The sequence below is a fragment of the Glaciihabitans sp. UYNi722 genome, assembly GCF_040549465.1.
GTDB lineage: Bacteria > Actinomycetota > Actinomycetes > Actinomycetales > Microbacteriaceae > Lacisediminihabitans.
Genome location: NZ_JBEPTL010000004.1, coordinates 178,740 through 203,432, shown reverse-complemented (window position 1 = coordinate 203,432; position 24,693 = coordinate 178,740). Strand labels below are relative to the sequence as shown.

Below are 24,693 nucleotides of genomic sequence, written 5' to 3'. Positions count from 1 at the left end.
CGGGCGATCAGCCGCGGAAAGGCCTCGTGCCTGTCGCGACCGCGACGATCCGCTCGAGCACCTCAGGCGCCGTGGTGTTCTCGCCGAGCCGGTTCGGCTTGCCGACGCCGTGGTAGTCACTCGATCCGGTGACGACCAGGTGATACTTCTCCGCGAGTTCGTAGAGACGGACCTTGCCGTCCTCCGTGTTGTCGCGGTGATGGATTTCGAGGCCGAACAGTCCGGCATCCGCCAGTTGGGCGATCGCCTTCTCCTCGATCACCCGGTAGCGACCGAGAGTGGCCGGATGCGCGAGCACCGGCACTCCCCCGGCGGCGACGATCATGCTCACACCTTCGAGCGGCGATGGTGCGTAGTACTTCTCGTAGTAGCCACTGCGCCAGTGCAGGATGCTCTGGAACGCCGCGCTGCGATCGGTGACATGGCCCTTCGCGACCAGGGCGTCCGCGATGTGCGGACGGCCGAGAGTGCCACCATCGGTGGACTGGGCGAGCACGTCGTCCCAGGTGAGGTCGTAGTCCTTGCCGATCCGCTCGACAATGCGTTCTGCGCGGTGCAGGCGCCCGTCGCGGATGCGCTGGGTCTCGGCGATGATCGCTCCGTTGAGCGGGTCGAACAAATAGGCGAGCATGTGCACACTCGCCGGCCCGTAGTTAGTGCTGAGTTCCATGCCCGGAATCACCGTGAGGCCGGTACCGGATGCCGCGTCGAAGGCCTCCTGCCAGCCCGCGGTCGAATCGTGGTCGGTCAACGCCACCGTTCCGAGCCCGGCCGCGATGGCGGCCCTGACGAGTTCGGCCGGAGACTCCGTGCCGTCGGAGACACTGCTGTGCGTATGCAGGTCGATAGCACCGCGCAGGTCGATAGCACCGCGCAGGTCAATGGCATCGCTGCGGTCGATGGCACCGTGCGGGCCGGAGGCGCCGGGGAGGTCTATGGGGCCGGACATCCTGCAACTCTATTGCGACCGCAGACCTCCGGCCTTCCCCGCGACGCGTGGCGAATACCCGATCGGCAGCGGTTAGGGTGAGAGGCCATGTTTAGCCGTCTCCTCGCCGCCATCCTGCTCATCGTGGTCGCGGCGGCCCTGCTCGTGGCCGCCTGGCCGCAGCTGTTCGGCCTGCAGCGCACCTTCGTCGTCGCGCAACTCGTCTCGTTCCGCGGCTCGGCCGTCGCGATCGCCGTCATCGGAATGATCGTGCTGGTGCTGCTTGCCATGCTCAGCCGCGCCTTCCGGCGCCTCGGTTCCTCCCTCGCGTTGCTGCTCCTCGTCTTCGCCATGGTCAGCACGGCGGTCCTCGCCACCCGCGGCTTCGGCGACACTGCCTTCTCCACGAAGGGAAAATCCGATATCACTGTGCTGTCATGGAACACCCTCGGCGACGCTCCTGGCGCGGAGGTGATCGCCAAGCTGGCCCTCGATTCCAGCGCCGATATCGTCACCATGCCCGAGACGACCAAGGAGACGGCACTCGCCGTCGCCGCGATCATGAAGGCCTCCGGACGACCGATGTGGGAGCACACCGTGGCTTTCGATCAGATTTCGAAGGCCCGATCCACTTCGGTGCTCACCAGCGTGGACCTCGGCACCTACCATCCGCTGGAGACCGCCGGGTCGACGACCACGCTCCCGACGGTGGTGCTGGCACCGGATGACGGAAACGGACCGCTCATCGTGGCCGCGCATCCGGTCGCACCGATCCCCAGCGAGATGCGCAACTGGAACGCCGACCTGAAGTGGCTCAGCAAGGTCTGTGAATCGAAGAATGTGATCGTGGCTGGCGACTTCAACTCAACACTCGACCACCTGGCCGGATTCGGTGCCGACGCCACACACACGCTCGGCAACTGCGCGGATGCTGCGCTCAGCTCCGGCAATGCCGCTGTCGGCACCTGGCCGACGACGATTCCCGCACTATTTGGTGCACCGATCGATCACGTGATGGTCACCGACAACTGGCGGGTCACCGGGATGCGTGTCGTGCAAGACCTGGATACCGCCGGCAGCGACCATCGCCCGATCGTGGTGCAGCTTGAACCGAAGGGTTAGGCCCGATAGCTCTCGATGAGCGCCGCACCCATCGTTTGAGCGCGAACCGCTGCCCGGCGATCGCCCTCCGCAGCCTGCACGATCGAGCCTTTCATCAGGATGTGCCAGGAGAAGGCGAACTCCTCCGGATCGCGGAGCCCGGCGTCCTCCGCGAAACGGCTCACCATCCCGCGGATGTTCGAGAGGTAGCCGGCACTGGCCCGCCCGAGCGGGTGGTCGGCCCCCATCTCCAACAGCACGTTCACGAAGGTGCAGGCCTCGTAGTCGTCGCGCTGGAACCATTCGTCGAAGACGTCGAAGATCGCAAGCAACCTGCCCTCCGGGTCATCCGCCCTCGCCATCGCGCCGCCCTCGACTACGCCGAGGGTCCAGACTTCTTCTCGTCGCTCGAGAAAGGCGAGCACCAGATCGTCTTTGGTGGCGAAATGGCGGTACAGCGTGGCTTTCGCCACGCCCGATACGGCGACCACCTCATCCATTGCAACGTCACGGGTGCTGCGTTGAGAGAACAGCTCATAGCTGGCGCTGACGATGCGGTTACGGGTCTCCGAAAAGGCCGCGGCGCGCGTGGATGGAGCAATAGTGGACATGTCCTGCACCAATCTGCTGCCGTCTACCGGCGGGAAGTCGACAACGCATTCGACGGTAGCACCGGAGAGACGCATCCGTTACGGGGCCCCTGTTTACGGGGCTAGACGAAACAGTTCAGTCTCTGCTTGGATGAAGGACGCGACGGTCGTCGCTGGGGAATCAGGCGCGGGGGCAGCACAGTGGAATCGTCAGGGCAGTTTGCCTTCCAACTCAACTCTGAGCACTACGACGACGATTTCGTCGCGGAGCCACTCTCTCTCGCCGCGCATCTCGGGCGGAGCGAGACGCGTGAGCTCGCCCGCTCTCTCGTGCCCGCGCAGCCGATCTGGCTGTTCAGCGGACGCAAGCCGAGCCACCGGGCCTCCGGCAGGCACTAGTCGACAGCATCGTGGGCCATCACCTCAGCGGTGGGAGGATGGGGTCATGGCTGACAAGAACGCCCAGGCGCCGCGCGCAACGACCAACCGCTCAACTGTGCCGGTCTCCGACACCTTCAAGGAGTACATCTCCGGCAACTGGGCGGTGCGCACCGAAGGCAAGCCGACGCCGCGGAGTCAATCGCCGTATGCGGCCGCGCGTCGTGCGAGCGTCTCGGCACGTTATCCAGGCAAGCGGCTCATCATTCCGGCCGGCGCCGCCAAAGTGCGCTCGAACGACACCGACTACGCCTATCGCGCCCACTCCGCCTTCGCCCATCTCACCGGCTGGGCGAGCGACTCGGTTCCCGGCAGCGTGCTCGTGCTCGAGCCGAACGCGGATGGCCACACCGCCACCCTGTACTTTCGCAAGGCCGCGGGGCGCGACTCCGACGAGTTCTACGCGAATCCGGAGATCGGCGAGTTCTGGACAGGCCCACGACCGTCCCTCGCCCACGTCGCCTACGACCTCGGCCTGCTGACTGCGGACCTCGCCGACTTCACCGCAGTGCTTGACAGCGTGGATGCCGACACCCTCATCCTGCGCGACGGTGACCGCGATCTCACCGACCAGGTCGACGGACGACGCCTCCTCGCCGCAGACTCCGAAGCCCTGGAGAACGACGCGGACACCGGCCTGGCCCGCGACCTCTCCGAAATGCGGCTCGTCAAGGACGAGTACGAGATCGACCAGATGCGTCGCGCTGTGGCGGCTACGAAGAAGGGCTTCAACGACGTGATCGCCGACCGTCCGGCGATCATCGCCCATGAGCGCGGCGAGCGTCTCGTCGAGGGCACTTTCAACCGCCGAGCACGCGCCGAGGGCAACACCGTCGGCTACGACACGATCGCCGCCTCCGGTGCGCACGCCTGCGTCCTGCACTGGACACGCAACGACGGCGCCGTGGTGCCGGGAGACCTCATTCTGCTCGACGCTGGCATCGAACTCGACAGCCTGTACACGGCCGACATCACGCGAACCCTGCCGATCAACGGTGTCTTCAGCGATACCCAGCGACTGGTCTACGAGGCGGTGCGGGAAGCCGCGGATGCCGCCTTCGCCATCGTCAAGCCCGGCATCCGGTTTCGCGAGATCCACGCCGCCGCGATGGAGGTCATCGCCCGCAAGACCGCCGAGTGGGGTTTCCTGCCGGTGACGGCGGAGGAATCGCTGCAGCCCGACCACCAGTACCACCGCCGCTACATGGTACACGGCACCTCGCACCACCTCGGCATCGACGTGCACGACTGCGCCCAGGCTCGGCGCGACCTCTATCTCGACGGAATCCTCGAAGTCGGCATGGTGTTCACTATCGAGCCCGGCCTGTACTTTCAGCCCGACGACCTGACGGTGCCGACGGAGTTCCGCGGCACCGGCGTGCGCATCGAAGACAACATCCTGGTGACCGAGTCCGGCGCGGAAAACCTGTCCATCGACATACCGAGGACCGCGGATGACGTGGAGGCGTGGCTCGCCTGATCTCCTCTGCTCTCGCGCTACGCGAGGCAACCGGCTCAGGACGAGTCGCGCACAATGAGGTGGGTGGGCAGGATCGTCGCCTGCTCGACGGGCTCACCCTCGATCAGTTTGACGAGAACCTCGGCCATCGCCGTGCCCAATTCGACCGACGGCTGATGCACGGTGGTGAGCGATGGCGTAGACGTGAGCCCGAAGTAGTTGTTGTCAAAGCCCACCACCGCGATGTCCTCGGGAATGCGCAGCCCACGTTCGCGGATGGCTGCGTATGCTCCGACCGCCATCTGGTCATTCGCGGCGGCGACCGCGTCGATGCGAACTCCGCTGTCGAGCAACCGTCGCATTGCGTCGGCACCGGACTCCAGGGTGAAGTCTCCGTACTCGACGAGCTCTTCCCCGCCGACTCCATGCTCCCTGACGGCATCCCGCCATCCCTTCAACCGGTCGAGACCCGGTGGCATGTCCTGCGGTCCGGCTATCACTGCCACCGAACGCCGACCGCGCGTCACCAGGTGTTCGATGACGCCACGCTCCCCCGCTACATCGTCGACCCCCACATAATAGCTGCCGCCCGAAAAGTCAGGCACCAGCGGTCGCCCCGCGAAGACGACCGGTAACGACTTCTCGAGATGCGCCCAGGAGTGGTCGCCACTGTGGTGAGAGACGATCAGCGCGCCGTCGACATTGCCGCCCATCAGGTAGCGTCGCGTCTTCTCGGGTTTCGACTCCACCGCGATGAGCATGTTGAGCGTGTACTCGGTCGCGGCCAGATACATGGCGACTCCCTGCACGATGGAGGCAAAGAAAGGGTCGGCGAATACCATGGCGGTCGACTCGGGGATGACGAGGGCAATGATCTCCGTGTGTCGACTCGCCAGAGAACGAGCGGCTCGGTTCGGAACGTAGTTGAGCTCGTCGATCGCCGTCTGAACCGCGCGCACGATTTCGGCACTTACTCGCGGCGAGCTATTCACGACGCGCGATACCGTTGCGCGGGAAACGCCGGCGCGGGCCGCAACCATCTCGAGCGTCGGTACCGCCGGGCTGCCTGTCAACTCAGTCGTCATCCACGAGCCTTCCGTCGGGTGCCGCTGTCACAATGCGGTCACGGGGCCTCTCGCATCCTCCCCGGCTGCGGCGAGGATGCGCGCGTAGGCGAGGCCGCTGTCTTTCATCGTGCGTTTTTGGCTATCGTAATCGACCCGAATCACGCCGAACCTCTTGCCGTAGCCCCAGGCCCACTCGAAGTTGTCGAGTAGGGACCAGACGAAATAGCCCCGCACATCGGCTCCGGCCTGCACCGCCGCGTTGACCGCCGCGACGTGGTCCACGATGAAACCAGCGCGCTCCGCGTCGTGTATGGCCCCGTCGTCGGAGACGACGTCATCATAAGCGGCACCATTCTCGGTGACGTACAGAGCGGGAAGTGCCGAATACTCCTCGCCCAGTCGCACGAGCAATGTGCGGAGGCCGCTCGGGTTCACCTCCCAGCCCATCGCCGTTCGCGGCAGGCCGCGGAGCGGAAAGGTGACGTATTCACTACCGACGAGAGAGGAGCCCGTCGGCCGTTCAGTCGGCTTGAACTCGCGCTCTCCCTCCACAGTGGACGGATGACCGCTCACGCTGTCATCGTGATAGTGATTGACCCCCAAAAAATCGATCGGCTGCCCGATCATCTCGAGGTCGCCCTCACGGATCACCTCGGAGAGCCCGAGTGCACCGACGTCCTGAAGCAAATCCGCCGGATACTCGCCCCGAAGCACGGGATCGAGGAAGGCGCGGTTCCAGAGCGCGTCCACTCGGCGAGCGGCCTCGAGGTCCACCAGATCCGCTGGATCATGAGGAATAGCGTTGGTGAGGTTGAGCGTGATGCCGAGTTGGATGTCCCGTCCCTCGGTCGCGCTCCGCTCGCGAAGGGCGCTCACTACGAGACCATGCCCGAGGTGTTGGTGGTGAAGCGCCGCGAGGGCCGCTGCGGGTTCCTGCCGACCTGGCGCGTGATCACCCGCCGCATAACCGATCAGCGACGAGCAGAGTGGTTCATTGAAAGTCGTCCAGTGGGTGACTCGATCCCCAAGCGCGTCGTAGACGACGTTCGCATAGTCGAGATAACGGTAAGCCGTGTCGCGATTCGCCCACCCGTTCTTCTCCTCGAGCGCCTGCGGCAGATCCCAGTGGTAAAGGGTCAGCCAGGGAAGGATGCCGGTCGCCAGGAGTTCATCCACCAGGCGGCTGTAAAAATCGAGACCCTTCTGGTTCACCTCGCGATCACCAGGTTTGATCCGGGCCCAACTCGTGGAGAAGCGGTAGGCACCGAGGCCGAGCTTCTTCATAAGCGCAACGTCGGCGGGCATCCGGTGATAATGATCGACAGCCGTCTCGGGAGTCTCGCCGTTGCGCACGGCGCCCGGTACGCGGGCGAAATGATCCCAGATCGAGTCCTCTTTGCCATCCTCGTGGGCCGCGCCCTCGACCTGGGCCGCAGCGGTGGCCGCTCCCCAGAGAAACCCGTCCGGCCACGGCATGGCGCTCATTTGACGGCCCCAGCCGTGAGCCCGGCGACGAAGTTGCGTTGTAGGAGGAGAAAGCCGACGACGATCGGAACACTCACGACAAGCGATGCTGCCATGATCTGATTCCAGTACACGTTGACCTCCGTCGAGTACTCCCCGAGTCCGACGGCGAGCGTGCGACTCGTCTCCGTGGTGAGCACCGACGCGAACAGCACTTCGCCCCACGCGGTCATGAAGCTGTACACAAGCACCGCGATCACTCCCGGTCGGGCGACGGGTAACACAACGCGAAACAGGGTAACGAGCGCGGAAGCGCCGTCGACTTTTGCGGCTTCATCCAACTCCCGGGGAATGTTGTCGAAGTAACCCGAGAGCATCCAGATCGAGAACGGCAGCGTAAAGGTGAGGTAGGTGATGATGAGCCCAGGACGGGTACCGACCAGCTGCACGCCGAATGTCTGATTGATGTTGATGAAGATGAGGTAGAGCGGAAGGAGGAACAGCACCCCCGGGAACATCTGGGTGGAGAGCACCGTGGTCGTGAAAACAGTGCGGCCACGAAATCGCCAGCGGGAAACGGCGTACGAGGCGAAGATCGCGACGACCACGCTCAGGACGCTCGCCGACAACGACACGATGATGCTGTTGATGAAGTAGCTACCGAGAGGCACCGTTCTCCAGATGTCGATGAACGGCTGGAGTGTGAAGTGCGTAGGCAGCCAGCTGAAGGCGCCCTGCACGTCGCCGAGCGGCTTCACCGAGGTCGTGATCATGATGTAGAGCGGTACGACTACGAAGAGCGCAAGAATCACGATGGTGATCGTTCGAAACACTTTAATGCCGGTAGTTTCACGCATTGTCGTCTGACCTCCGGTTCGAGATGAAGAGATAGATGCCTGTCACGACCAGGAGGAAGAGCAGGAGGAGCACCGACATCGCCGAGCCGAACCCGAAGTTGAGGTTCACGAACGAAGTGTTGTAGATGTGGATCGAGATCAAGTCACCGGCGGGGGGTTCGTTGCCCCCGAACAGGATGAACGGTGTATTGAAATCGTTGAAGGTCCACAGGAAGAGCACGAGCAGGAGAACGCGGTTGACTCCGCCGAGTCCGGGCAGGGTCACGCTGCGCCACTGACGGAACGGCTTTGCGCCGTCAAGAGCAGCGGCCTCGTAGAGATCCTCGGGGATGCTCTGCAGACCCGCCATGAGCATGAGGAAGGCGAACGGCCAGGTGCGCCAGATCGCGACGATGATCACCGACGGCAGGGCGTTGGATCCGATCAACCAGAACGGCTCGTGACCCGCGCTGGTGAGATGCAGGCTCGTCAGCACGTGATTGATCACACCGGTTTGCTGCTGGAACATGAATTTCCACGCGATGATCCCGGCGTACATCGGAACGGCATACGGGATGAGGAAGAGCGTCCGCAGCACGCCGCGCCCGAAGAATGAGCGCTGGAGTGCGACAGCGGCCGCCATGCCGAAACTCCACGAGACGCCGACCACCACGATGGTGAAGAGGCAGGTCGTGAGAAACGACTGCAAAAGTGCCGCGCCCTGGGGGCCGCTGAAGTCGAGCGAGACCGAGTAGTTGCCAAAGCCGAGGAACGGAGCCGCGGACCAGTTCGCGATGTAGAGCTGTGTGAGTTTGATGAAACTCATCCAGATGCCCACCAGCATGGGGGCGACGTGAATGAGGAGCTCGAGGACGACTGCGGGGGCGATGAGCACTAGCGGGAGCCACCATCCCGGCAGCCGACGCTTTTTCGCTCTCTGTGAGCCTGAGGAGGCGGCCGGTCTGGCGGGAGGACCCGCGATCGTCGGCTTTTCCGTCGTAACCGTCATGGGTCACGGATCCTTTCACTGGTGCAGAAGGGCGGTGCCCGGGGTGCAGGACGAAAGGAGGGCATGCGTCGACTCGCGGCGCATGCCCTCCTCAGGGACTAACCAGCCGCGTTCGTCTTGTCTTCGGCCGACTGCAGTCCGGCCTTGATGTCGGAGGTCGACACCGAGCCTTTCGTCGCGATCGTCGCAAACAGGTTGTTGACGGCGTTTCCGACGTTCGTCTCGAAGGCGCCCTCGAGCGGTACCAGCGGGTAGGGCTTGGATGCGTTGTTGTAGATGTCAGAGAAGGTCTTGGCGATCGCGGCATCTGAGGTGAACGTCGGGGCCACTCCCTTCAGTACCGGGATCGAGGCATACGGCCTGCCAAGCACACCCTGCGTCGCCTCACTCGTCATGAACTTGACGAATTTGAGCGCGGCATCCTTGTGCTTCGTGTTCTTGAACACTGAGAGGTTGATGCCCTGGATGCCGCTGGAGATCTTCTTGCCACCGGCCGGAGCCGGGATGGCCACTACACCATAGTCGGAGGCAGCCATGCCGTCGGCTTCGAGGTTCGGGCCAGCGTTATCCTGGTTGACGATCATCGCGACCTTACCCTTGGCGAAGTCGGCGCTAGCCTCGGTGCCGTTCGTGTACTGGGCGTTGGAGGGGTTGACGACCTTGTCGGTCTGCATCAGATCGAGGTAACGCTCGACGCCCGATACGACGCCGCCCGAGGTGAAGTCGGGCTTGGTGCCCTTGAACAGCGCGGCACCGTTCTGCTCCGCGGTGATGAACGCGAAGTGTACGTTCTCGGTGTAGCTGCCTGCCTCGAGTCCCATTCCCCAGACGCCCTTCGACGAGTCGGTGAGCTTCTTGGCGTCAGACACCATCTCCTCCCAGGTGGTCGGCGCGGTCAGCCCCGCATCGGCGAACATCTTCTTGTTGTAATACAGTCCGTAGGCGAGGCCGTAGAGCGGAACGGATGTCACCGTCTTGCCTTCTTCGCCACCGGTAGCAAGCGCGGTCTCGACGAACTTGCCCTTGCCGCCGATGGCGGCCATGTTCGCTGTGTCGTAGGGAAGGAACGCGCCGGTGGCCGAGAGGTACGGCGCCCAGGTGTTTCCGATGTTGACGACATCTGGGCCAACACCCGAGGTGACGGCGGTGTTGATACGGGTCTGAAGGTTGTTCCATCCGACCACTTCGAGGTTGACCTTGATGCCGGTCTGCTTCTCGAACTTCTTCAATTCGGGCGTCAGCACGGCTTTGTCGTTGGCAAGGCTGGTGCCCTGGTTGCTCGCCCAGTAGGTGAGTGTGGTGCCCTTGTCGCTGGACGCACCACTGCCTCCTCCGCTGCTGCAGCCCGTTGCGAGAAGAGCGATGGATGCAGCGCCGACGATCGCGGCCGCCAACTTTTTGCGTCGAGGAAAGTACACGGGAAACTCCTTTGTATGCGTGAACTGGGCTGTTGTGAGAGCGCTCTCTTAGGCTGTGAGAGCGCTCTCATGTGTTTCGAACAGAGTAAGTATGTTCGTTGCCCGATGTCAAGTTCTCATCCAGATCACCCTGCGAAAGCCATGCAGTGTGCGAACGATGTCTTATGGGTTGTGTGAGAGCACCTGCTGCGCCTTCGCTGCCAGCTGCGGGTCGATGATGACCTCATACTTGCTCGCGAGCACCTGGTGAGTCGAGGTGAAGTCGCGCGTACGGCGATTGATCGCCGTCGCAGCGACACCGAAGAGTGCGCCGAAGCCTGCACCAATAATGATGGCTGCGATGAAGTACTGCACCGCAGTCGAACCGAAGGTGAGCAGCACCCCGATGAAGAGACCGAACCACGCGCCGCTCGCAGCCCCGGCGCCTGCGGCCTTGCCGTAGGTGAGCTTGCCGGTGACCCGCTCGACCGTCTTCAGGTCGCTGCCGACGATCGAGACATGCTTCACCTCGAAATCGGCGCGGGCGAGCCGGTCGACAACCGCCTGCGCCTCGAAGTAAGTGTCGTACGCGCCAAGCACATCGCCCTTGGGGAGGGTGGGAACAAGGCGGGCACGTCCGGAGAGAGGACTCTGATTCGTCATGCCGCCATTATCCTCTGCACTCAGGCGCACGGTCTAAGTTAGACCTGTGAGCGCCGCGAGAGTTTTCGTCGCCCGACTGGCCGGGTGCTCCGTTTTCGACCCCGCAGGAGACAAGGTCGGTCGGGTTCGCGACCTGCTGGTCGTCTACCGCAACAAGCAGCCGCCACGCGTCGTCGGCCTCATCGTCGAGGTGCCAGGCCGCCGCCACGTCTTCCTCTCGATCGGGCGCGTCACCAGCTTCGGTTCTGGCCAGGTCATCACCACCGGGCTCATCAATCTTCGCCGCTTCGAGCAGCGTGGAGGCGAGGTGAGGGTCATCGCAGAGGTACTCGGCCGCGAGGTGACGTTCGTCGACAAGTCGGGGCGCGCCACCATCGAAGACGTCGCCATCGAAGAGAGCGGTCCTGGCGAGTGGGCGGTCAGCGAACTCTTCGTGCGGCGCCCCAAGACCAGTGCCTCCCCCTTCGCGAAGGGCCAGACAGCCTTCGCCAAGTGGACGGATGTGCGCGAGCAGTCGACAGGCGAAGCCCAGGCGGCCACCCAGCTGTTGGCCACCTATGAAGACCTGCTTCCTGCCGACCTTGCCAACGCCCTCCTCGACCTGCCGGAGCAGCGCATGCTCGAGGTCGCAGAGGAGCTGAGCGACGAGCGCCTCGCCGACGTGCTCGAAGAGATGCCGGAGAGCGAGCAGGTCGACATCCTGAACCAGCTCGACGACGACCGCGCAGCCGACGTGCTCGACCAGATGCAGCCGGATGACGCGGCCGACCTCATCGCCCAACTCTCCGCCGAGCGTGGTGAAGCCCTCCTCGACCTCATGCAGCCGGAGGAGGCGGACGACGTTCGCATGCTCCTGCTCTACGCCCCGGACACCGCAGGCGGCCTCATGACCACCGAGCCGATCATCGTCTCGGCGGACACGACGGTCGCGGAGGGGCTCGCCCTCATCCGCCGCCACGAACTCGCCCCTGCCCTCGGCGCAGCCGTCTGCGTGACCTTGCCGCCCTATGAACCGCCGACCGGCCGATTCCTCGGCATGGTGCACTTCCAGCGGATGCTGCGATACCCGCCGATGGAACGCCTCGGCACGCTGCTCGACCAGCGGCTCGAACCGGTCAAAGCGAGCGCCTCCGCCGCGGAGGTCGCCCGCAACCTGGCCAGCTACAACCTGGTCTCGCTGCCGGTTGTCGACGACAACCACCGACTGGTCGGGGTGGTGACCATTGACGATGTTCTCGACTACCTGCTGCCCGACGACTGGCGAAGTCACGACGACGACGACGAGCCTGTCTCCCCTGACACCAGCGGCCCTGACAGGAGCGATACCGACACCAGCACCATTCCCGTAATCGCACATGCCGGAAGGAGGCCAGTTTCGGCCCCGGAAAGGACTGACAATGGCACGTCGCTCTGACTCCCGACTCGACTCCCCCAAGGGCCTTCGCACCTCATTCGTCCCACACCTCGGCGGCAATAAGGATCGTGTCGGTCGCTTCTCCGAGTCCTTCGCGCGGGCGATGGGGACCTCCGGCTTCCTCGTCGGCATGACCGTCTTTGTGCTGCTCTGGCTCGCCTACAACACCTGGGCGCCTGAGCTGGCACAGTTCGACCCACGCAGGCTCAATTACACGCTGTTGACCCTCATCCTGTCGCTCCAGGCCTCCTATGCCGCACCCCTGATTCTGCTCGCCCAGAACCGGCAGGATGACCGTGACCGCGTCCAGTTCGAGCAGGATAGGCAGCGCGCGGAACGCAATCTCGCCGACACCGAATACCTCGCGCGCGAGGTCGTCGCGCTGCGTCTCGCCGTGCGGGAACTCGCGAGCAAGGATTTCATCCGCGCGGAGCTCAGGGCACTTCTCGAAGAACTCGACAGGGACAAATCCGGGGACGAGAAGACTGTTGGCTGAGACGGCACCTGAGTCCGTCGCTTTCCCTGAGCGCGTCGAAGGGGCCATCCGTTCCGCCCTCGGCCGCGTCATCGATCCGGAGATCCGTACACCCATCACCGAGTTGGACATGGTCGGATCGATCGCGGTCAGCGAGAGTGGTGCGGCCTCGATCGGGCTGAAGCTGACGATCGTCGGATGCCCGGCGGCCGACACGATCGAGAGGGATGTCCGCGAGGCGGCGGCATCCGTGTCCGGGGTGAGTTCCGTCGATGTCGAGGTCACCGTCATGAGCCGCGACGAGCGAACCGCCCTCACCGAGAAGCTGCGCGGCGGTCGCTCACGTGAGCTGCAGTTCGGACCGGACTCGCTCACCCGCATCTACGCGATCACCAGCGGCAAGGGCGGTGTCGGCAAATCGACCCTCACCGCCAACCTCGCCGTCACCCTGGCCGCCCGCGGACTCTCCGTCGGCATCGTGGACGCGGATGTCTTCGGCTTCTCGATCCCCGGGATCCTCGGTCTCGAGGGTGCCAAGCCGACGAAGGTCGGCGAGATGATTCTCCCGCCGATCAACTACGGCGTGAAAGTGATCTCGATCGGCATGTTCGTAGATGGCAACAGCGCGGTCTCTTGGCGCGGACCGATGCTGCACCGCACCATCCAGCAGTTCCTCTCCGACGTGTATTTCGGCGACCTCGACGTGCTGCTGCTCGACCTTCCGCCCGGCACTGGCGACGTCGCGATCACCCTCGGGCAGCTGCTGCCGCACGCCGAAGTCATCGTGGTGACCACGCCGCAGCCCGCCGCGGCGGAGGTCGCAGAACGCAGCGGCGTCGTCGCACGCCAGACCGGCCAGAAGGTGATCGGCGTCATCGAGAACATGGCGGGCTTGGTACAGCCCGATGGATCGGTGCTCGAACTCTTCGGAACCGGTGGCGGCGCAGAGGTCGCGTCTCGCTTGTCCGCGGACCAGGAGCAGCCTGTTCCTGTGCTCGCGTCGATACCGCTCAGCGTGGCGCTGCGGGAGGGCGGCGATGCGGGAGTGCCGATCGTGCTGTCGCAGCCGGATGACCCGGCATCCGTCGCCATCGCGTCCGTGGCCGAGCAGCTCGCCGTCCGCGGTCGCGGTCTTGCCGGACGCAAACTCGGCCTGAGCGTGCGTTAGGCGGGTTCGACGAGCCGAGCGAGAAGCTCGACGAGTAGGCGTTCGGTGAGCGACGCGGGCAGTGCCTCGATGAGAGCGAGGAACGGTGCCATGCGGTCCGGCAGTGGCGCCCCGACCGACCCAGGGGTTACCAGGCCGATCTGCTCGAGCAGCCCGTAGGCCGTCGCGGAGTCGAGCGGCCCGGCATCCGGCGAGGAAAGATCGGCGACGATCTCCGTTGGCAGCGAGCCGAGCACCTGTTCCGAAGTGACCGGAGGAACTCCCCGAACCTCGTCGGCGGCGGCTCGAAGCGCCCGCGAGAGTTCGGGCAGCACGTGCTCCGTCACCGGAGTGACCGTGAGGTGAGTGGTGTGCGCAAGGTGGGTGCCGTCGGCCTGGGTCAGCCCCGGCTGCAACTGCAGCAGGAAGCCGTGCTCGCGCACCTGGTCTGCCCAGTGGTGCGGATCGACCCGCCGATCGATCGCGATGGCCTCGTCCGTGGCGACGGCGAGCAATGGCCCGACCGGCGTGCCGACGACCCTGAGTCCCTCGATCTCGTCGACCAGCGCGATGAGTGTCTGCGTGGATACCTCACAGGAGGCTGCGAGAGCCGCGAGGCCGTCCGTGCCGAGCGCGTGCACGATGGCCCATCCCGCTGCCAGTGCGCCCGCCGACTTCGAGCCAAGCATCGTCGGGTTGACCACCGGGTAGCCTGGCCAGCGCGTCGTTGCGAAATACTGGGTGCGCTGCCGGTCTCGTCCCCGCTGCAGCAGCACCGATGCTCCCTTCGGCGCGTACCCGAACTTGTGCAGGTCGGCGCTCAGGCTGGTGACCCCTTGCACCCGGAAATCCCATGGCGGGACATCCGTGAACCACGGCAACACCCAGCCGCCGATGCAGGCGTCGACGTGGCAGGCGATGCCGCGCTCGAGGCAGGCCGCAGCCACTTTCTCGATCGGATCGAGGGATGCGAAGGGATAGGACGGCGCCGACACGACGACCAGCGCGACATCGTCACCGAATCGCGCCACGAGGTCTGCCGCGACCACCACCCCAGCTGGCGGAACCGGCACGAGGTCGAGTACCAGGCCGAAATAGTGCGCCGCCTTCTGGAATGCGGCGTGCACGGTCACCGGCGCGAGGAGTCGGGGCTGACCGACGCCGCCCGCTGCGAGCCAGTTGTCGCGAGCAGTCTTCACCGCGAGCAGGCAGCTCTCGGTGCCACCTGTCGTCACGGAGCCGACCACGTCGCCGTCGCCGTGCAGCATGTCTCGGGCGAAACCGACGATCTCGCGCTCCATCACTGCGACCGAGGTGAAGGTGGTCGGGTCGAGTCCGTTGACCGGCTGAACCATCCGGATGGCCGCTGCCGCCAGCTCGTCAAGCTCGGCGAGTCCCGAGTCGTAGACGTAGGACAGCACGTGGCCGCCGTGGGTCGGAGCATCCGCCTGCCTCAACTGCTCGAGGCGGGCGAGGATGTCGGCAGGCTGTTCCGCGAAAGTGGTCATCTGGTCTCCTCGATGTCGGCCTTGCGCAGGCGGTAGCGCCGCAGCGAGACGAGACTCGCGGCGATGATCACGGCGGGAACGAGGCTGAAGCTCAGGACGATGCCGACGATAGCCGAACCCGGTTGGTCCACGCTCTGCCCCGCCGTTGAAGCGAGATAGCCGCTGAGCGCGAGCACAATCGTCAGCACCGTGCCTCCGAGTGCCATTCCCGTGGTCTCGCCCGCCGTCCACACTCCACCGAAGGAGCCGGCTCTCCCCTCGCCGTGCAGCCGCGCGTCGTGGGAGATCACATCGGGCAGCATCGCCATCGGCAGCGACTGCATACCCGCGTAACCGGCTCCGGCGAGCGCCACCGGAAGATAGACCCAGCCGCCGGGAAACCAGACGAGAAGCACCATCGAGAGCGCGGCGATACCGAAGAGTGTCGAGGCTGCAGCGAAGCCTCCTTCCTTGCCCACCCGACGGGCGATCACGCCCCAGAGCGGTGCTGCAAATAGGGCGGGGGCGATGAGCGCGATGAAGAGGAAGGTCACGGCGTCCTCGCTCTTCAGCACCCAGGTGGCGACATATTGTGCGCCGCCGAGCATGAGACCGGTCGCGAGACCCTGCAGCAGGAAGGTGAACAGCAGCGCACGAAAGGCTGACTGCGCCGAAGCGCCATGATGCCCGCCGCGTAGTTGTCGCGAATGGAACCCTGCGTCGGCCGCGTTGTGAGCGCCGCATCGCGAGGGGCGGTGAAACTTGAGATAAACATGCCGACACCGATCAGGATGCCCGCGACGACGGCCATGAGCAGGTAACCGAGGTGCTCGTTGGAACCGCCAAGTTGTCGAAGGGCCGGGCCGCCGGCGCCGAACAGGAGGATCGCGAAGGTGAGCACCACCACCCGCCAGGACAGCAGCCTCGTACGCTGCTCGTAGCTGCCGACGAGCTCAGCCGGTAGCGCGATATACGGCACCTGGAACAGGCTGAACCCCGTGGCCGTGAGCACGAAGGCCACCAGTACCCATGCACCTGAGACCGCGGCGGGGAGTCCGGCGGGCACGGCGAAGGTCAGGATGAAGAACACCGGAAGCAGCAGGCTGCCGAGCACCATGAACCGTCGCCGCGAACCCGTGGCGGCGAGACTGTGATCGCTGCGCGCCCCGATCACCGGATCGATGATCACATCCCAGATCTTGGCCACGGTCACCAGGGCACCGGCGGCGATCGCGGCCACACCGAGGGTGTCGGTGAGGAAGTAGATGAGCACGAGGCCCGGCAGCGTGGCGAAACCTCCGGTGCCGAGCGAGCCGATGGCGTATCCGGCGACGGTCTTTCGGGTCAGGGTGCGCTCCAGTGCGGCCATTTCGAGAGTGTAGCGCGGGGAACATGCCTACAATTGCCCATGCCAGGAACCCCTCTCACGCGATCCTTCATCGACGAACTCGATCACGACATCCACACGTCGATCACCGACACCACAGAGGTCTTTGCGCCGTTCACCGGCGAGAAGATCCACGACCTCCCGGTGAGCGCTGTCGACGATGTCACGGATGCGGCCACCAAGGCCCGCGCAGCCCAGAAACGCTGGTTTGCCACAGGCTTCGAGCACCGCCGCCGCGTGCTGCTGCGCGCCCACGACCTCCTGCTGGAGCGCCGCGAACTGCTCATCGACGCCCTTCAGACGGAGACCGGAAAGACGCGAGGGCAGGCCTTCGAAGAGGTCTTCATCGGGGCGAGCGCCACGCGTTACTACGCCGTGAGTGCGAAGAGCGTGCTGCGACCTCGGGCCAGGCGAGCCGGCATCCCGCTGGTCATCCGCACGCAGGTGAGCTACCGGCCGAAGGGCCTGGTCGGGGTCATCACCCCGTGGAACTATCCGCTGAGCCTCTCACTCTTCGACGTGATCCCCGCCCTCGCAGCGGGCAACGGCGTCGTGCAGAAGGCCGACAACCAGGGCGCGCTGAGCATCCTCGCCGCGCGCAGGGCTTTCATCGATGCCGGCGTGCCCGCCGAGCTCTGGGCTGTCGTCACCGGCGACGGCACCGAGATCGGCAACGCCGTGGTGGATGCCGCCAACTACGTCTGCTTCACCGGCTCGACCGCCACCGGAAAGAAGGTGGCGGCGCGCGGCGCCGAAGCCCTGACCGCGGTGTCCCTCGAGCTCGGCGGCAAGAACCCGATGATCGTGCTCGACGACGTCGACCCTCGCACCGCAGCGCAGAACGCTGTCTACGCCTGTTACGCCTCGCTCGGCCAGCTCTGCGTCTCGATCGAACGCATCTATGTGCAGCGCAGCGTCGCCGACGCCTTCACCAGGGAATTCGTCGCCCGCACCGCAGCCCTCGTACAAGGACCGGCCTTCGACTTCAGCACGGATGTCGGTTCCCTCACCCTTCCCAGTCAGCTGGAGCGAGTGCAGGCGCACGTCGACGATGCCGTCGCCAAGGGTGCGACAGTGCTCACCGGCGGCAGCGCGAGGCCGGACCTCGGTCCGCTGTTCTTCGAACCCACGGTGCTCACCGACGTGACCGACGAGATGGACTGCTCACGCAACGAAACCTTCGGACCGGTCGTCGCCATCACGGTGGTCGACTCGGCGGACCAGGCGATCGCCGCTGCCAATGATTCGGAGTTCGGTCTCAACGCGTCGGTATTCAGCGGATCGATCAGTCGCGCGCGCCGGGTCGCGCACCTCATCGACGCCGGGAGCATCAACATCAACGAGGGCTACCGGGCGACCTTCTCCTCCGTCGACGCGCCGATGGGCGGCATGAAGCAGTCCGGCCTCGGTCGACGCAACGGCCGGGAGGGCATCCTGAGGTTCGTGGACGCTCGCACGGTGGCCAACGCGACGGGGTTGATGACTCTTCCGCGCACCGGAGCGGAGTTCGCGAAGCTGAGCGGCGTGATGATCCTGATGCTCGTCGCCCTGAAGGCGATCAGACGACGCTAGCGGCTACGGTCAGGTCGCTTCGTTGTCGAACGGCGCCTGTTTGCCCTCTTCGAGCAACCGCTGTCGCCTGGCGAAAGCAGACTCTCCGCTCGGTCGCACGATGGCGACTGCCTCTTCCTGCTCGTCGTCGCCGTCGTCGAGCAGAGCCTCGCGGATGATGCGGCGCGGGTCGTACTGGCGCGGGTCGAGCTTCTTCCAGTCCACGTCGTCGAAGTCGGGACCCATCTCGTCACGCAGGCGGTCCTTGGCACCGTTCGCCATGTTCCTCAGGTTGCGCACGAGTTTGGCGAGCTGGGAGGCGTAGTGCGGGAGGCGCTCGGGCCCGAGCAGGAACACCGCGATCACACCGATCACGAGGAGCTTGTCGAAGGTTAGACCGAACACCCGTTCAGACTAGTCCGTCGGCGGGTGCTTTCCGCCACCCGGTTCCCGGGAAACCACCATGAGCCGACGGCGACGGCGGCGCGTCCGGCGGAGCGGAAACTGGCCAGCGCCATACTCTTGAGGAGAACCAAGGAGCATGGCGTGGCAGGTAAAGAATCGGACTGGAAGTTCGCGGAAGACTTCGTCGTCGAACGGGCTGAGATCGCCCAGGCACGACAGCACTCGATAGAACTCGGAATCGATCCGGTGAGCGCCGCGACCGGCTCACAGCTCGCCGTCATCGCGGCTGCCGCATCGGCGACCAACATCATCGAGATCGGTACGGGGGTCGGCGTGAGCGGCCTCTGGTTTTTTGCCGGAGCTCCGAACGCCACGCTCACCTCGATCGACTTCGAGCAGGACTATCAGCAGTCGGCGAAGAAGGCGTTCCTCGAGTCAGGCGTCCCGGCTAACCGCATCCGCCTGATCGCCGGACGCGCGATCGACGTATTGCCCCGGATGAACGAGCAGTCCTACGACGTAGTGCTCGTGGATGCCGACCCGCAGTCCGTGATCCGCTACGTCGAGCATGCCCTTCGGCTGGTCCGCACCGGTGGAACAGTGCTTGTGGCTCACGCACTCTGGCGCGGACGGGTAGCAGACCCTGCGCAGCGTGACGACACCGTGACCGGTTTCCGTTCGCTGCTGAAGGAGATCTCGGGTTCCGAAGCTGTCATCAGTTCCCTGTCACCCGTGGGCGACGGGCTGCTTCAACTGACGAAGCTCGCCGCCGCCCCCGGGGACTGAGTCTGGAGTGTTCGAATGGGTGACTAACCTGCCGCTGCAACTACCCCGGCAAGCGCGTCGTGAAGCTCCTTGGCCTCCGCGTCATTGACGGAAACGACAAGGCGGCCCCCACCCTCGAGTGGCACGCGCACAATGATGAGGCGTCCCTCCTTAACAGCCTCCATTGGCCCGTCTCCGGTCCTCGGCTTCATGGCTGCCATGAGTGATCCCCTTTCGTGGAATAACATCCATTATCCCTGCCTCGCGGGCTAACCCGAAAACGGGGGCGTCCTCCGGGGCTACGGCCGAGTCCAGTCGTAGCCGTTCGATCACCAGCAGATGACCTGTACCCGCCATGGCGTCAGCCGATAGTGCACCTGGATCGCGCACGGAAGCCCGCAGCTACGACACGCTCAGCCACGCCCGGAGTCCCCGCTCACACTGAGTGATCTGGTCGACGGCGACCCGCTCGTCGTCGGCGTGGGCCTTCAACGGATCGCCGGGTCCGTAGTTGACGGCGGGGATGCCGAGGGCAGAGAAACGCGCCACATCGGTCCAGCCGTATTTGGGCTTCGGCTCCGCCCCCACGGCCGCGAGAAAGTCCATGGCCAGTGGCGCATCGAGGCCTGGGCGAGCGCCGTCTGCGGCATCCGTGACCGTCAGTTCGATGCCGACGAAGAACTCACGCAGGTGCTGTTCAGCCTCGGCAGCACTCCGGCTCGGGGCGAAACGGTAGTTCACGGTCACGACGCATTCGTCGGGGATCACGTTGCCCGCGACCCCACCGGCGATGCCGACCGCGTTGAGGCCCTCGCGATAGACCAGGCCGTCCACCTCGACCTCGCGCGGCTGGTAGGCGGCGAGGACGGCGAGGATGGGCGCGGCATCATGGATGGCGTTGTGGCCCACCCAGGACCGCGCAGAATGCGCGCGGAGGCCGACGGTGCGCAACTCCACGCGCATGGTGCCGTTGCACCCGCCCTCGACGATGGCGTTGGTGGGCTCGCCCAGGATCGCAAAATCCCCGGCCAGCAGCTCCGGTGCCGTCGAGGCGAGACGCCCCAGGCCGTTGAGATCCGAGGCGACCTCCTCGTTGTCGTAGAAGATCCAGGTGACATCGACAGAAGGCTCCGCCAGTTCCACCGCGAGTTTGAGCTGCACCGCGACGCCAGCCTTCATGTCGACGGTGCCGCGGCCCCAGAGGTAGTCGACTCCGTCGATCGTCTCGAATCGGGTCGGGAGATTGTTGTTTAGTGGAACGGTGTCGAGGTGCCCGGCGATCACGACGCGCTGCGCTCGCCCGAGGTCGGTGCGTGCGACGATCGAGTCGCCGTCGCGAGTGATAGCCAGGTGAGAGACACCCGCCAGAGCGGTCTGGACGGCATCCGCGATCGCTCTCTCGTTACCAGACACCGACTCGATGTCGCAGAGCTGGCGGGTGATATCGATCGACGATGCGCCGAGATCGAGAATGGGCAGAGTCGGATCGGTGACGGGCATGCGGTCAGTTTATCGAGCGGCAATCGCTAACCTTGAGCCATGACTGAACGCTCGGCCTGGGGATACGGACTCGCGACAATCGCCGGAGACGGAACGGTGCTCGACACCTGGTTTCCCTCCCCCGCACTCGGAAGCCTGCCCGCGGGCAGGGACCCGTACATCGCACCGGCCGAACTCGAAGCGCTCACCGGCGCCGACGACCGCCGCAACGTGCGCATCGACTTCATCACCGTGGAGATCGACCTGGATGCCCCGCCCGCAACCACCCCCGACGCCTACCTCCGCCTGCACCTCCTCAGCCACCTGCTCGCCGCCCCGAACACCCTCAACCTCGACGGCATCTTCGGCCAGCTGCCCATCGTCGCCTGGACCAACGCCGGCCCCGTGCATCCCGACGACTTCTCCCGCCTGCGCCCTGCCCTCCAGCGGCACGGTATCACCGCGCACGGCATCGACAGGTTCCCTCGCCTGATCGACTACGTCACCCCCAGCCGGGTACGTATCGCAGACGCCTCACGCGTGCGCCTCGGCGCGCACCTCTCGCCCGGCACGATCGTCATGCACGAGGGCTTCGTCAACTACAACGCGGGAACCCTCGGGGAGTCGATGGTCGAGGGGCGCATCTCGCAGGGCGTCGTGGTGGGCGACGGTTCGGATGTCGGCGGCGGCGCCTCGATCATGGGCACCCTCTCGGGGGGCGGCACCCAGCGCGTCGAGGTCGGAAAGCGCGCCCTTCTCGGAGCCAATTCCGGCATCGGCATCTCGATCGGTGACGACTCCGTCGTGGAGGCCGGTCTCTACGTGACGTCCGGCACGAAGGTCCTGGTGCTTGGTGACGGCGAGACCCGCACGGTCAAAGCCGTCGAGCTCTCCGGAGTGGCCGGGCTGCTCTTCCGCCGCAACTCGCTCACTGGTGCAGTCGAGGTGCTCGCCCGCTCCGGCAGGGGCATCGAGCTGAACGCCGCCCTGCACGCCTGAGCTTTCGCGTCGCAGCACCCCGCACCCCGCACCCCGCACCCTCGATAGTGCCAAATGAAGGAACCGCCGACGCGGCGCCCTGCTAATACGGGGCAGTTCGCGCCGCGGAGGCCTTCTACTCCTTCATTTGGCACGGGATGACGAAACATCCACCGTTCGATCGAATTGCCGGATGCGTCACGTCCGCAACCCGCATGCTCTGTCAATGCACCTACAGAAGCACATCTCCACACTGGGCGGATTCGCCGCAACCCACGAGCTCTACGCGCTCGGGTGTACACGCAGCTCCCTTCGCAATGCCGTCGCTTCTGGCGCCGCCGTTCGGGTTCGGCAGGGATGGTACTGCAGCCCCGATGCCGACCCGCACGAGGTCGCCGCATTCAGGGTCGGTGGCCGGCTGGGCTGCGTCTCCGCTGCGGCCGCGCACGGGCTGTGGGTGAAGCGCACCCCCAAGCTCCACGTTGAAGTCGAGGTAAATTCCTGCCGTCACCGAAGTCCATCCGACAAACGCACTCGCCTTCGCGAGTCGACCGAACTCGTGGTCCTGCACTGGCACGAAACTGGATCGGATCGCCCGTCGCCTCGGGCATCGGTGATCGAATGCTTGCGATCGATGGCGTTCTGCCAAAGCCCGGAGCTCGTCGTCGCTGCCGCCGACTCCGCCCTTCGACTGGGGCGGATCTCGCTCATCGAGTGGACCGTGCTGATTTCGGAGCTGCCGCGACAACTCCGAAGACTGCTCGCTCAGGTGGATGCCCGATCCGAATCGATCACGGAGTCCGTCACCCGGTTTCGACTGCAGCGACTCAGAATCGACACCCGTCTGCAAGTGAAGATCGGTGGCATCGGCCGGGTGGACCTGCTCATCGGATCTCGGCTCGTGGTCGAGGTTGATGGCTGGAAGTATCACAGTGATCCTGAGCAGTTCGAAGCTGATCGACGGCGAGATGCTCGGCTCTCCGCCCGTGGTTACCGCGTACTGCGGTTCAGTTATCGGCAGGTGATGAACAACTGGTCGGAGGTCAAGGCGGCCATTCTCGGGGCAATCGCCCGCGGCGACCACCTGCCGCCCCGTTGAGGAGACCGCTTCAACCCGGAGCCCCGCATCCCCTCCGCCAGTGCCAAATGAAGGAACTGCGGACTCCCAACGGATGCCTGGCCCCGGAAACTCGGGGCCAGCAACGTACCGGTTCCTTCATTTGGCACTGCGAGAACGAGATTGGGCACTGCAGGGACGAGATTTGGCACTGCCAGCACGCCGGGCGACAGCGGGCGGACGATCCGGGTTCTAGCGGGTCGGCCAGCCACGGGCCGGCGCGCCGATGTACAGCTGCTGCGGGCGGCCGATCTTGGTGGCCGGATCCTCGTTCATCTCGCGCCAGTGGGCGATCCAGCCCGGCAGGCGTCCGATAGCGAACAGCACGGTGAACATGCGGGCGGGGAATCCCATCGCCTTGTAGATCACGCCGGTATAGAAATCCACGTTCGGGTAGAGCCTGCGCTCGATGAAGTAATCGTCGGCGAGAGCTACCGCCTCGAGTTCTTTGGCGATGTCGAGCAGGTCGTCCTGCACGCCGAGAGCTTTGAGCACCTCATCGGCGCTCTCCTTCACCAGTTTGGCTCGCGGATCGAAATTCTTGTAGACCCGGTGTCCGAAGCCCATGAGACGGATGCCGTCTTCCTTGTTCTTCACGCGTTCGACGAACTTCTCCACCGACTCTCCTGAGGCCTTGATCTCGCCGAGCATCTTCAGCACGGCCTCGTTGGCGCCACCGTGCAGCGGTCCGTAGAGGGCGTTGATGCCGGCGGAGATGGAGGCGAACATGTTGGCCTCCGTCGATCCGACGAGACGCACGGTCGATGTCGACGCGTTCTGTTCGTGATCCTCGTGCAGCATGAGCAGCCGTTCGAGCGCCTTCGAGAGCACCGGGTTGACCTCGTACGGCTCAGCCATCGTTCCAAAGTTGAGCTTGAGGAAGTTGTCGGTGAAGCTCAGCGAGTTGTCGGGGTAGAGGAAGGCCTGGCCGAGGCTCTTCTTGTGGGCGTAGGCCGCGATGATCGGGAGCTTTGCCAGCAGGCGAATGGTGGAGAGCTCGACCTGCTCAGGGTCGTGAACGCTGAGCGAGTCTTCGTAGAAAGTGGAGAGGGCGGATACCGCGCTCGACAGCACCGACATCGGGTGCGCGTTGTGCGGCAGCGCGTCGAAGAATCGGCGCAGGTCTTCGTGCAGCAGCGTGTGGCGTCGAACCCGTTCCTCGAAGGCCTCGAGTTCTGAGGGGGACGGGAGGTTGCCGTAGATGAGCAGCCAGGCCACCTCGAGGTAGGTGGAGTTGGCCGCGATGTCTTCGATCGCGTAGCCGCGATAGCGGAGGATGCCCTTGTCCCCGTCGATATAGGTGATCGCACTCTTGGTGGCCGAGGTGTTGACGAACCCGTAGTCGAGAGCCGTGAGCCCCGTCTGTTTGGTGAAGGTGGAGACGTCGATACTCGAGGCGCCGTCCACACTTCTCAGGATCGGGAATTCCGCACTCCCTCCGGGGTAGTGCAGGGTGGCCTTCTCGGCGTTGTCACTCGCAGCGTCGTTCACGCATACAGCCTAAGTGGCGTCAAGGTCGATCGTCGCATCCGCTAA

Annotated in this window: 26 protein-coding genes; 10 read left to right on the top strand and 16 right to left on the bottom strand. The window is 65.0% G+C overall.

Going from position 1 to position 24,693, the window contains the following annotated elements; all coding sequences use genetic code 11:
• Positions 1 to 7 precede the first annotated feature (7 nt).
• Positions 8 to 877, bottom strand: coding sequence for a PHP domain-containing protein (locus ABIB56_RS04720; protein WP_502917552.1), 870 nt, complete (start codon positions 875 to 877; stop codon positions 8 to 10).
• Between the two features lie 159 nt (positions 878 to 1,036).
• Between ABIB56_RS04720 and ABIB56_RS04715 the strand changes: the two genes are divergently transcribed.
• Positions 1,037 to 2,050: an endonuclease/exonuclease/phosphatase family protein gene (locus ABIB56_RS04715; RefSeq protein WP_354567820.1), complete on the top strand. Its 1,014-nt coding sequence runs from the start codon at positions 1,037 to 1,039 to the stop codon at positions 2,048 to 2,050.
• Here the strand turns inward: ABIB56_RS04715 and ABIB56_RS04710 are convergent.
• Positions 2,047 to 2,640, bottom strand: a complete 594-nt coding sequence (locus ABIB56_RS04710) for a TetR/AcrR family transcriptional regulator (RefSeq protein WP_354567819.1) — start codon at positions 2,638 to 2,640, stop codon at positions 2,047 to 2,049. The two genes, ABIB56_RS04715 and ABIB56_RS04710, sit on opposite strands and share 4 nt — an antisense overlap.
• A gap of 126 nt (positions 2,641 to 2,766) precedes the next feature.
• On the opposite strand from ABIB56_RS04710, the gene ABIB56_RS04705 reads away from it, so the two are divergent.
• Together ABIB56_RS04705 and ABIB56_RS04700 are read left to right on the top strand one after the other, a co-directional pair.
• Positions 2,767 to 3,018 (top strand): hypothetical protein, encoded by a 252-nt coding sequence (locus ABIB56_RS04705; RefSeq protein ID WP_354567818.1) that lies wholly within the window; start codon positions 2,767 to 2,769, stop codon positions 3,016 to 3,018.
• Positions 3,019 to 3,064: 46 nt separating this feature from the next.
• Positions 3,065 to 4,537, top strand: coding sequence for an aminopeptidase P family protein (locus tag ABIB56_RS04700; RefSeq protein ID WP_354567817.1), 1,473 nt, complete (start codon positions 3,065 to 3,067; stop codon positions 4,535 to 4,537).
• A 35-nt stretch (positions 4,538 to 4,572) separates the two neighbouring features.
• Here the strand turns inward: ABIB56_RS04700 and ABIB56_RS04695 are convergent, their stop codons facing one another.
• The 6 genes from ABIB56_RS04695 to ABIB56_RS04670 all read right to left on the bottom strand — a co-directional run bounded on the left by ABIB56_RS04695 (position 4,573) and on the right by ABIB56_RS04670 (position 10,952).
• Positions 4,573 to 5,601, bottom strand: a complete 1,029-nt coding sequence (locus ABIB56_RS04695; RefSeq protein ID WP_354567816.1) for a LacI family DNA-binding transcriptional regulator — start codon at positions 5,599 to 5,601, stop codon at positions 4,573 to 4,575.
• A 27-nt stretch (positions 5,602 to 5,628) separates the two neighbouring features.
• Positions 5,629 to 7,059 carry a GH1 family beta-glucosidase gene (locus ABIB56_RS04690; protein ID WP_354567815.1) on the bottom strand — a complete coding sequence of 477 codons (1,431 nt, stop codon included), beginning with the start codon at positions 7,057 to 7,059 and terminating at the stop codon, positions 5,629 to 5,631.
• Between the two features lie 5 nt (positions 7,060 to 7,064).
• On the bottom strand, positions 7,065 to 7,880 hold the full coding sequence (locus tag ABIB56_RS04685) for a carbohydrate ABC transporter permease (protein ID WP_354567814.1): 816 nt from the start codon (positions 7,878 to 7,880) through the stop codon (positions 7,065 to 7,067).
• 16 nt (positions 7,881 to 7,896) lie between these two features.
• Complete coding sequence (locus ABIB56_RS04680) at positions 7,897 to 8,892, bottom strand: carbohydrate ABC transporter permease (protein WP_354567813.1); 996 nt, start codon at positions 8,890 to 8,892, stop codon at positions 7,897 to 7,899.
• Between the two features lie 98 nt (positions 8,893 to 8,990).
• The gene (locus ABIB56_RS04675; RefSeq protein ID WP_354567812.1) at positions 8,991 to 10,310 is read right to left on the bottom strand and encodes an ABC transporter substrate-binding protein; all 1,320 of its coding nucleotides are present in this window, start codon (positions 10,308 to 10,310) and stop codon (positions 8,991 to 8,993) included.
• 162 nt (positions 10,311 to 10,472) lie between these two features.
• Positions 10,473 to 10,952, bottom strand: a complete 480-nt coding sequence (locus ABIB56_RS04670; RefSeq protein ID WP_354567811.1) for a YflT domain-containing protein — start codon at positions 10,950 to 10,952, stop codon at positions 10,473 to 10,475.
• Between the two features lie 46 nt (positions 10,953 to 10,998).
• Between ABIB56_RS04670 and ABIB56_RS04665 the strand changes: the two genes are divergently transcribed.
• From ABIB56_RS04665 to ABIB56_RS04655, 3 genes are read left to right on the top strand one after another with little or no spacing between them, the layout of a single operon-like run.
• Positions 10,999 to 12,366: a magnesium transporter MgtE N-terminal domain-containing protein gene (locus ABIB56_RS04665; RefSeq protein ID WP_354567810.1), complete on the top strand. Its 1,368-nt coding sequence runs from the start codon at positions 10,999 to 11,001 to the stop codon at positions 12,364 to 12,366.
• On the top strand, positions 12,350 to 12,862 hold the full coding sequence (locus ABIB56_RS04660) for a DUF1003 domain-containing protein (protein WP_354567809.1): 513 nt from the start codon (positions 12,350 to 12,352) through the stop codon (positions 12,860 to 12,862). Before ABIB56_RS04665 ends, ABIB56_RS04660 begins: the two co-directional genes overlap by 17 nt.
• The gene (locus ABIB56_RS04655; protein ID WP_354567808.1) at positions 12,855 to 14,009 is read left to right on the top strand and encodes an Mrp/NBP35 family ATP-binding protein; all 1,155 of its coding nucleotides are present in this window, start codon (positions 12,855 to 12,857) and stop codon (positions 14,007 to 14,009) included. Before ABIB56_RS04660 ends, ABIB56_RS04655 begins: the two co-directional genes overlap by 8 nt.
• Here ABIB56_RS04655 and ABIB56_RS04650 read toward each other — a convergent pair.
• Genes ABIB56_RS04650 through ABIB56_RS04640 form a run of 3 tightly spaced genes read right to left on the bottom strand, consistent with a single transcriptional unit; the run spans position 14,006 to position 16,844 of the window.
• Positions 14,006 to 15,496, bottom strand: a complete 1,491-nt coding sequence (locus ABIB56_RS04650) for a pyridoxal phosphate-dependent decarboxylase family protein (protein ID WP_354567807.1) — start codon at positions 15,494 to 15,496, stop codon at positions 14,006 to 14,008. The two genes, ABIB56_RS04655 and ABIB56_RS04650, sit on opposite strands and share 4 nt — an antisense overlap.
• Positions 15,493 to 16,107, bottom strand: coding sequence for an MFS transporter (locus ABIB56_RS04645; RefSeq protein WP_354567838.1), 615 nt, complete (start codon positions 16,105 to 16,107; stop codon positions 15,493 to 15,495). Before ABIB56_RS04645 ends, ABIB56_RS04650 begins: the two co-directional genes overlap by 4 nt.
• The gene (locus tag ABIB56_RS04640) at positions 16,044 to 16,844 is read right to left on the bottom strand and encodes an MFS transporter (protein WP_354567806.1); all 801 of its coding nucleotides are present in this window, start codon (positions 16,842 to 16,844) and stop codon (positions 16,044 to 16,046) included. The genes ABIB56_RS04645 and ABIB56_RS04640 overlap by 64 nt, the downstream gene beginning before the upstream one ends.
• A gap of 39 nt (positions 16,845 to 16,883) precedes the next feature.
• Here ABIB56_RS04640 and ABIB56_RS04635 point away from each other — a divergent pair, with 39 nt between their 5' ends.
• A complete protein-coding gene (locus tag ABIB56_RS04635; RefSeq protein WP_354567805.1) occupies positions 16,884 to 18,434 on the top strand; it encodes a succinic semialdehyde dehydrogenase in 1,551 nt (516 codons plus the stop codon).
• Positions 18,435 to 18,443: 9 nt separating this feature from the next.
• On the opposite strand, the gene ABIB56_RS04630 is transcribed toward ABIB56_RS04635, so the two are convergent.
• Entirely contained in the window at positions 18,444 to 18,818 is a 375-nt protein-coding gene (locus ABIB56_RS04630) for a sec-independent translocase (RefSeq protein WP_354567804.1), read from the bottom strand.
• Positions 18,819 to 18,959: 141 nt separating this feature from the next.
• Between ABIB56_RS04630 and ABIB56_RS04625 the strand changes: the two genes are divergently transcribed.
• Positions 18,960 to 19,604 carry an O-methyltransferase gene (locus tag ABIB56_RS04625; protein ID WP_354567803.1) on the top strand — a complete coding sequence of 215 codons (645 nt, stop codon included), beginning with the start codon at positions 18,960 to 18,962 and terminating at the stop codon, positions 19,602 to 19,604.
• Between the two features lie 23 nt (positions 19,605 to 19,627).
• Here ABIB56_RS04625 and ABIB56_RS04620 read toward each other — a convergent pair whose 3' ends face one another.
• Positions 19,628 to 19,804 carry a DUF3117 domain-containing protein gene (locus ABIB56_RS04620; protein ID WP_354567802.1) on the bottom strand — a complete coding sequence of 59 codons (177 nt, stop codon included), beginning with the start codon at positions 19,802 to 19,804 and terminating at the stop codon, positions 19,628 to 19,630.
• Positions 19,805 to 19,985: 181 nt separating this feature from the next.
• Positions 19,986 to 21,083 carry a succinyl-diaminopimelate desuccinylase gene (dapE, locus tag ABIB56_RS04615; RefSeq protein WP_354567801.1) on the bottom strand — a complete coding sequence of 366 codons (1,098 nt, stop codon included), beginning with the start codon at positions 21,081 to 21,083 and terminating at the stop codon, positions 19,986 to 19,988.
• Between the two features lie 39 nt (positions 21,084 to 21,122).
• Between dapE and dapD the strand changes: the two genes are divergently transcribed.
• Positions 21,123 to 22,061 (top strand): 2,3,4,5-tetrahydropyridine-2,6-dicarboxylate N-succinyltransferase, encoded by a 939-nt coding sequence (dapD, locus tag ABIB56_RS04610; protein ID WP_354567800.1) that lies wholly within the window; start codon positions 21,123 to 21,125, stop codon positions 22,059 to 22,061.
• Positions 22,062 to 22,272: 211 nt separating this feature from the next.
• Here the strand turns inward: dapD and ABIB56_RS04605 are convergent, their stop codons facing one another.
• Complete coding sequence (locus tag ABIB56_RS04605) at positions 22,273 to 22,617, bottom strand: hypothetical protein (RefSeq protein WP_354567799.1); 345 nt, start codon at positions 22,615 to 22,617, stop codon at positions 22,273 to 22,275.
• Between the two features lie 57 nt (positions 22,618 to 22,674).
• Between ABIB56_RS04605 and ABIB56_RS04600 the strand changes: the two genes are divergently transcribed.
• Complete coding sequence (locus ABIB56_RS04600; protein WP_354567798.1) at positions 22,675 to 23,139, top strand: endonuclease domain-containing protein; 465 nt, start codon at positions 22,675 to 22,677, stop codon at positions 23,137 to 23,139.
• A 210-nt stretch (positions 23,140 to 23,349) separates the two neighbouring features.
• On the opposite strand, the gene ABIB56_RS04595 is transcribed toward ABIB56_RS04600, so the two are convergent.
• Entirely contained in the window at positions 23,350 to 24,648 is a 1,299-nt protein-coding gene (locus ABIB56_RS04595) for a citrate synthase (protein WP_354567797.1), read from the bottom strand.
• Positions 24,649 to 24,693 lie beyond the last annotated feature (45 nt).

What these genes read in the sequence shown, in the direction of transcription:
- ABIB56_RS04715 (WP_354567820.1), top strand. Translation starts at nt 1,037, where the DNA reads ATGTTTAGCCGTCTCCTCGCCGCCATCCTGCTCATCGTGGTCGCGGCG.
- ABIB56_RS04710 (WP_354567819.1), bottom strand. Translation starts at nt 2,640, where the DNA reads ATGTCCACTATTGCTCCATCCACGCGCGCCGCGGCCTTTTCGGAGACC.
- ABIB56_RS04700 (WP_354567817.1), top strand. Translation starts at nt 3,065, where the DNA reads ATGGCTGACAAGAACGCCCAGGCGCCGCGCGCAACGACCAACCGCTCA.
- ABIB56_RS04695 (WP_354567816.1), bottom strand. Translation starts at nt 5,601, where the DNA reads ATGACGACTGAGTTGACAGGCAGCCCGGCGGTACCGACGCTCGAGATG.
- ABIB56_RS04690 (WP_354567815.1), bottom strand. Translation starts at nt 7,059, where the DNA reads ATGCCGTGGCCGGACGGGTTTCTCTGGGGAGCGGCCACCGCTGCGGCC.
- ABIB56_RS04680 (WP_354567813.1), bottom strand. Translation starts at nt 8,892, where the DNA reads ATGACGGTTACGACGGAAAAGCCGACGATCGCGGGTCCTCCCGCCAGA.
- ABIB56_RS04670 (WP_354567811.1), bottom strand. Translation starts at nt 10,952, where the DNA reads ATGACGAATCAGAGTCCTCTCTCCGGACGTGCCCGCCTTGTTCCCACC.
- ABIB56_RS04660 (WP_354567809.1), top strand. Translation starts at nt 12,350, where the DNA reads ATGGCACGTCGCTCTGACTCCCGACTCGACTCCCCCAAGGGCCTTCGC.
- ABIB56_RS04650 (WP_354567807.1), bottom strand. Translation starts at nt 15,496, where the DNA reads ATGACCACTTTCGCGGAACAGCCTGCCGACATCCTCGCCCGCCTCGAG.
- ABIB56_RS04640 (WP_354567806.1), bottom strand. Translation starts at nt 16,844, where the DNA reads ATGGCCGCACTGGAGCGCACCCTGACCCGAAAGACCGTCGCCGGATAC.
- ABIB56_RS04635 (WP_354567805.1), top strand. Translation starts at nt 16,884, where the DNA reads ATGCCAGGAACCCCTCTCACGCGATCCTTCATCGACGAACTCGATCAC.
- ABIB56_RS04620 (WP_354567802.1), bottom strand. Translation starts at nt 19,804, where the DNA reads ATGGCAGCCATGAAGCCGAGGACCGGAGACGGGCCAATGGAGGCTGTT.
- dapE (WP_354567801.1), bottom strand. Translation starts at nt 21,083, where the DNA reads ATGCCCGTCACCGATCCGACTCTGCCCATTCTCGATCTCGGCGCATCG.
- dapD (WP_354567800.1), top strand. Translation starts at nt 21,123, where the DNA reads ATGACTGAACGCTCGGCCTGGGGATACGGACTCGCGACAATCGCCGGA.
- ABIB56_RS04600 (WP_354567798.1), top strand. Translation starts at nt 22,675, where the DNA reads ATGGCGTTCTGCCAAAGCCCGGAGCTCGTCGTCGCTGCCGCCGACTCC.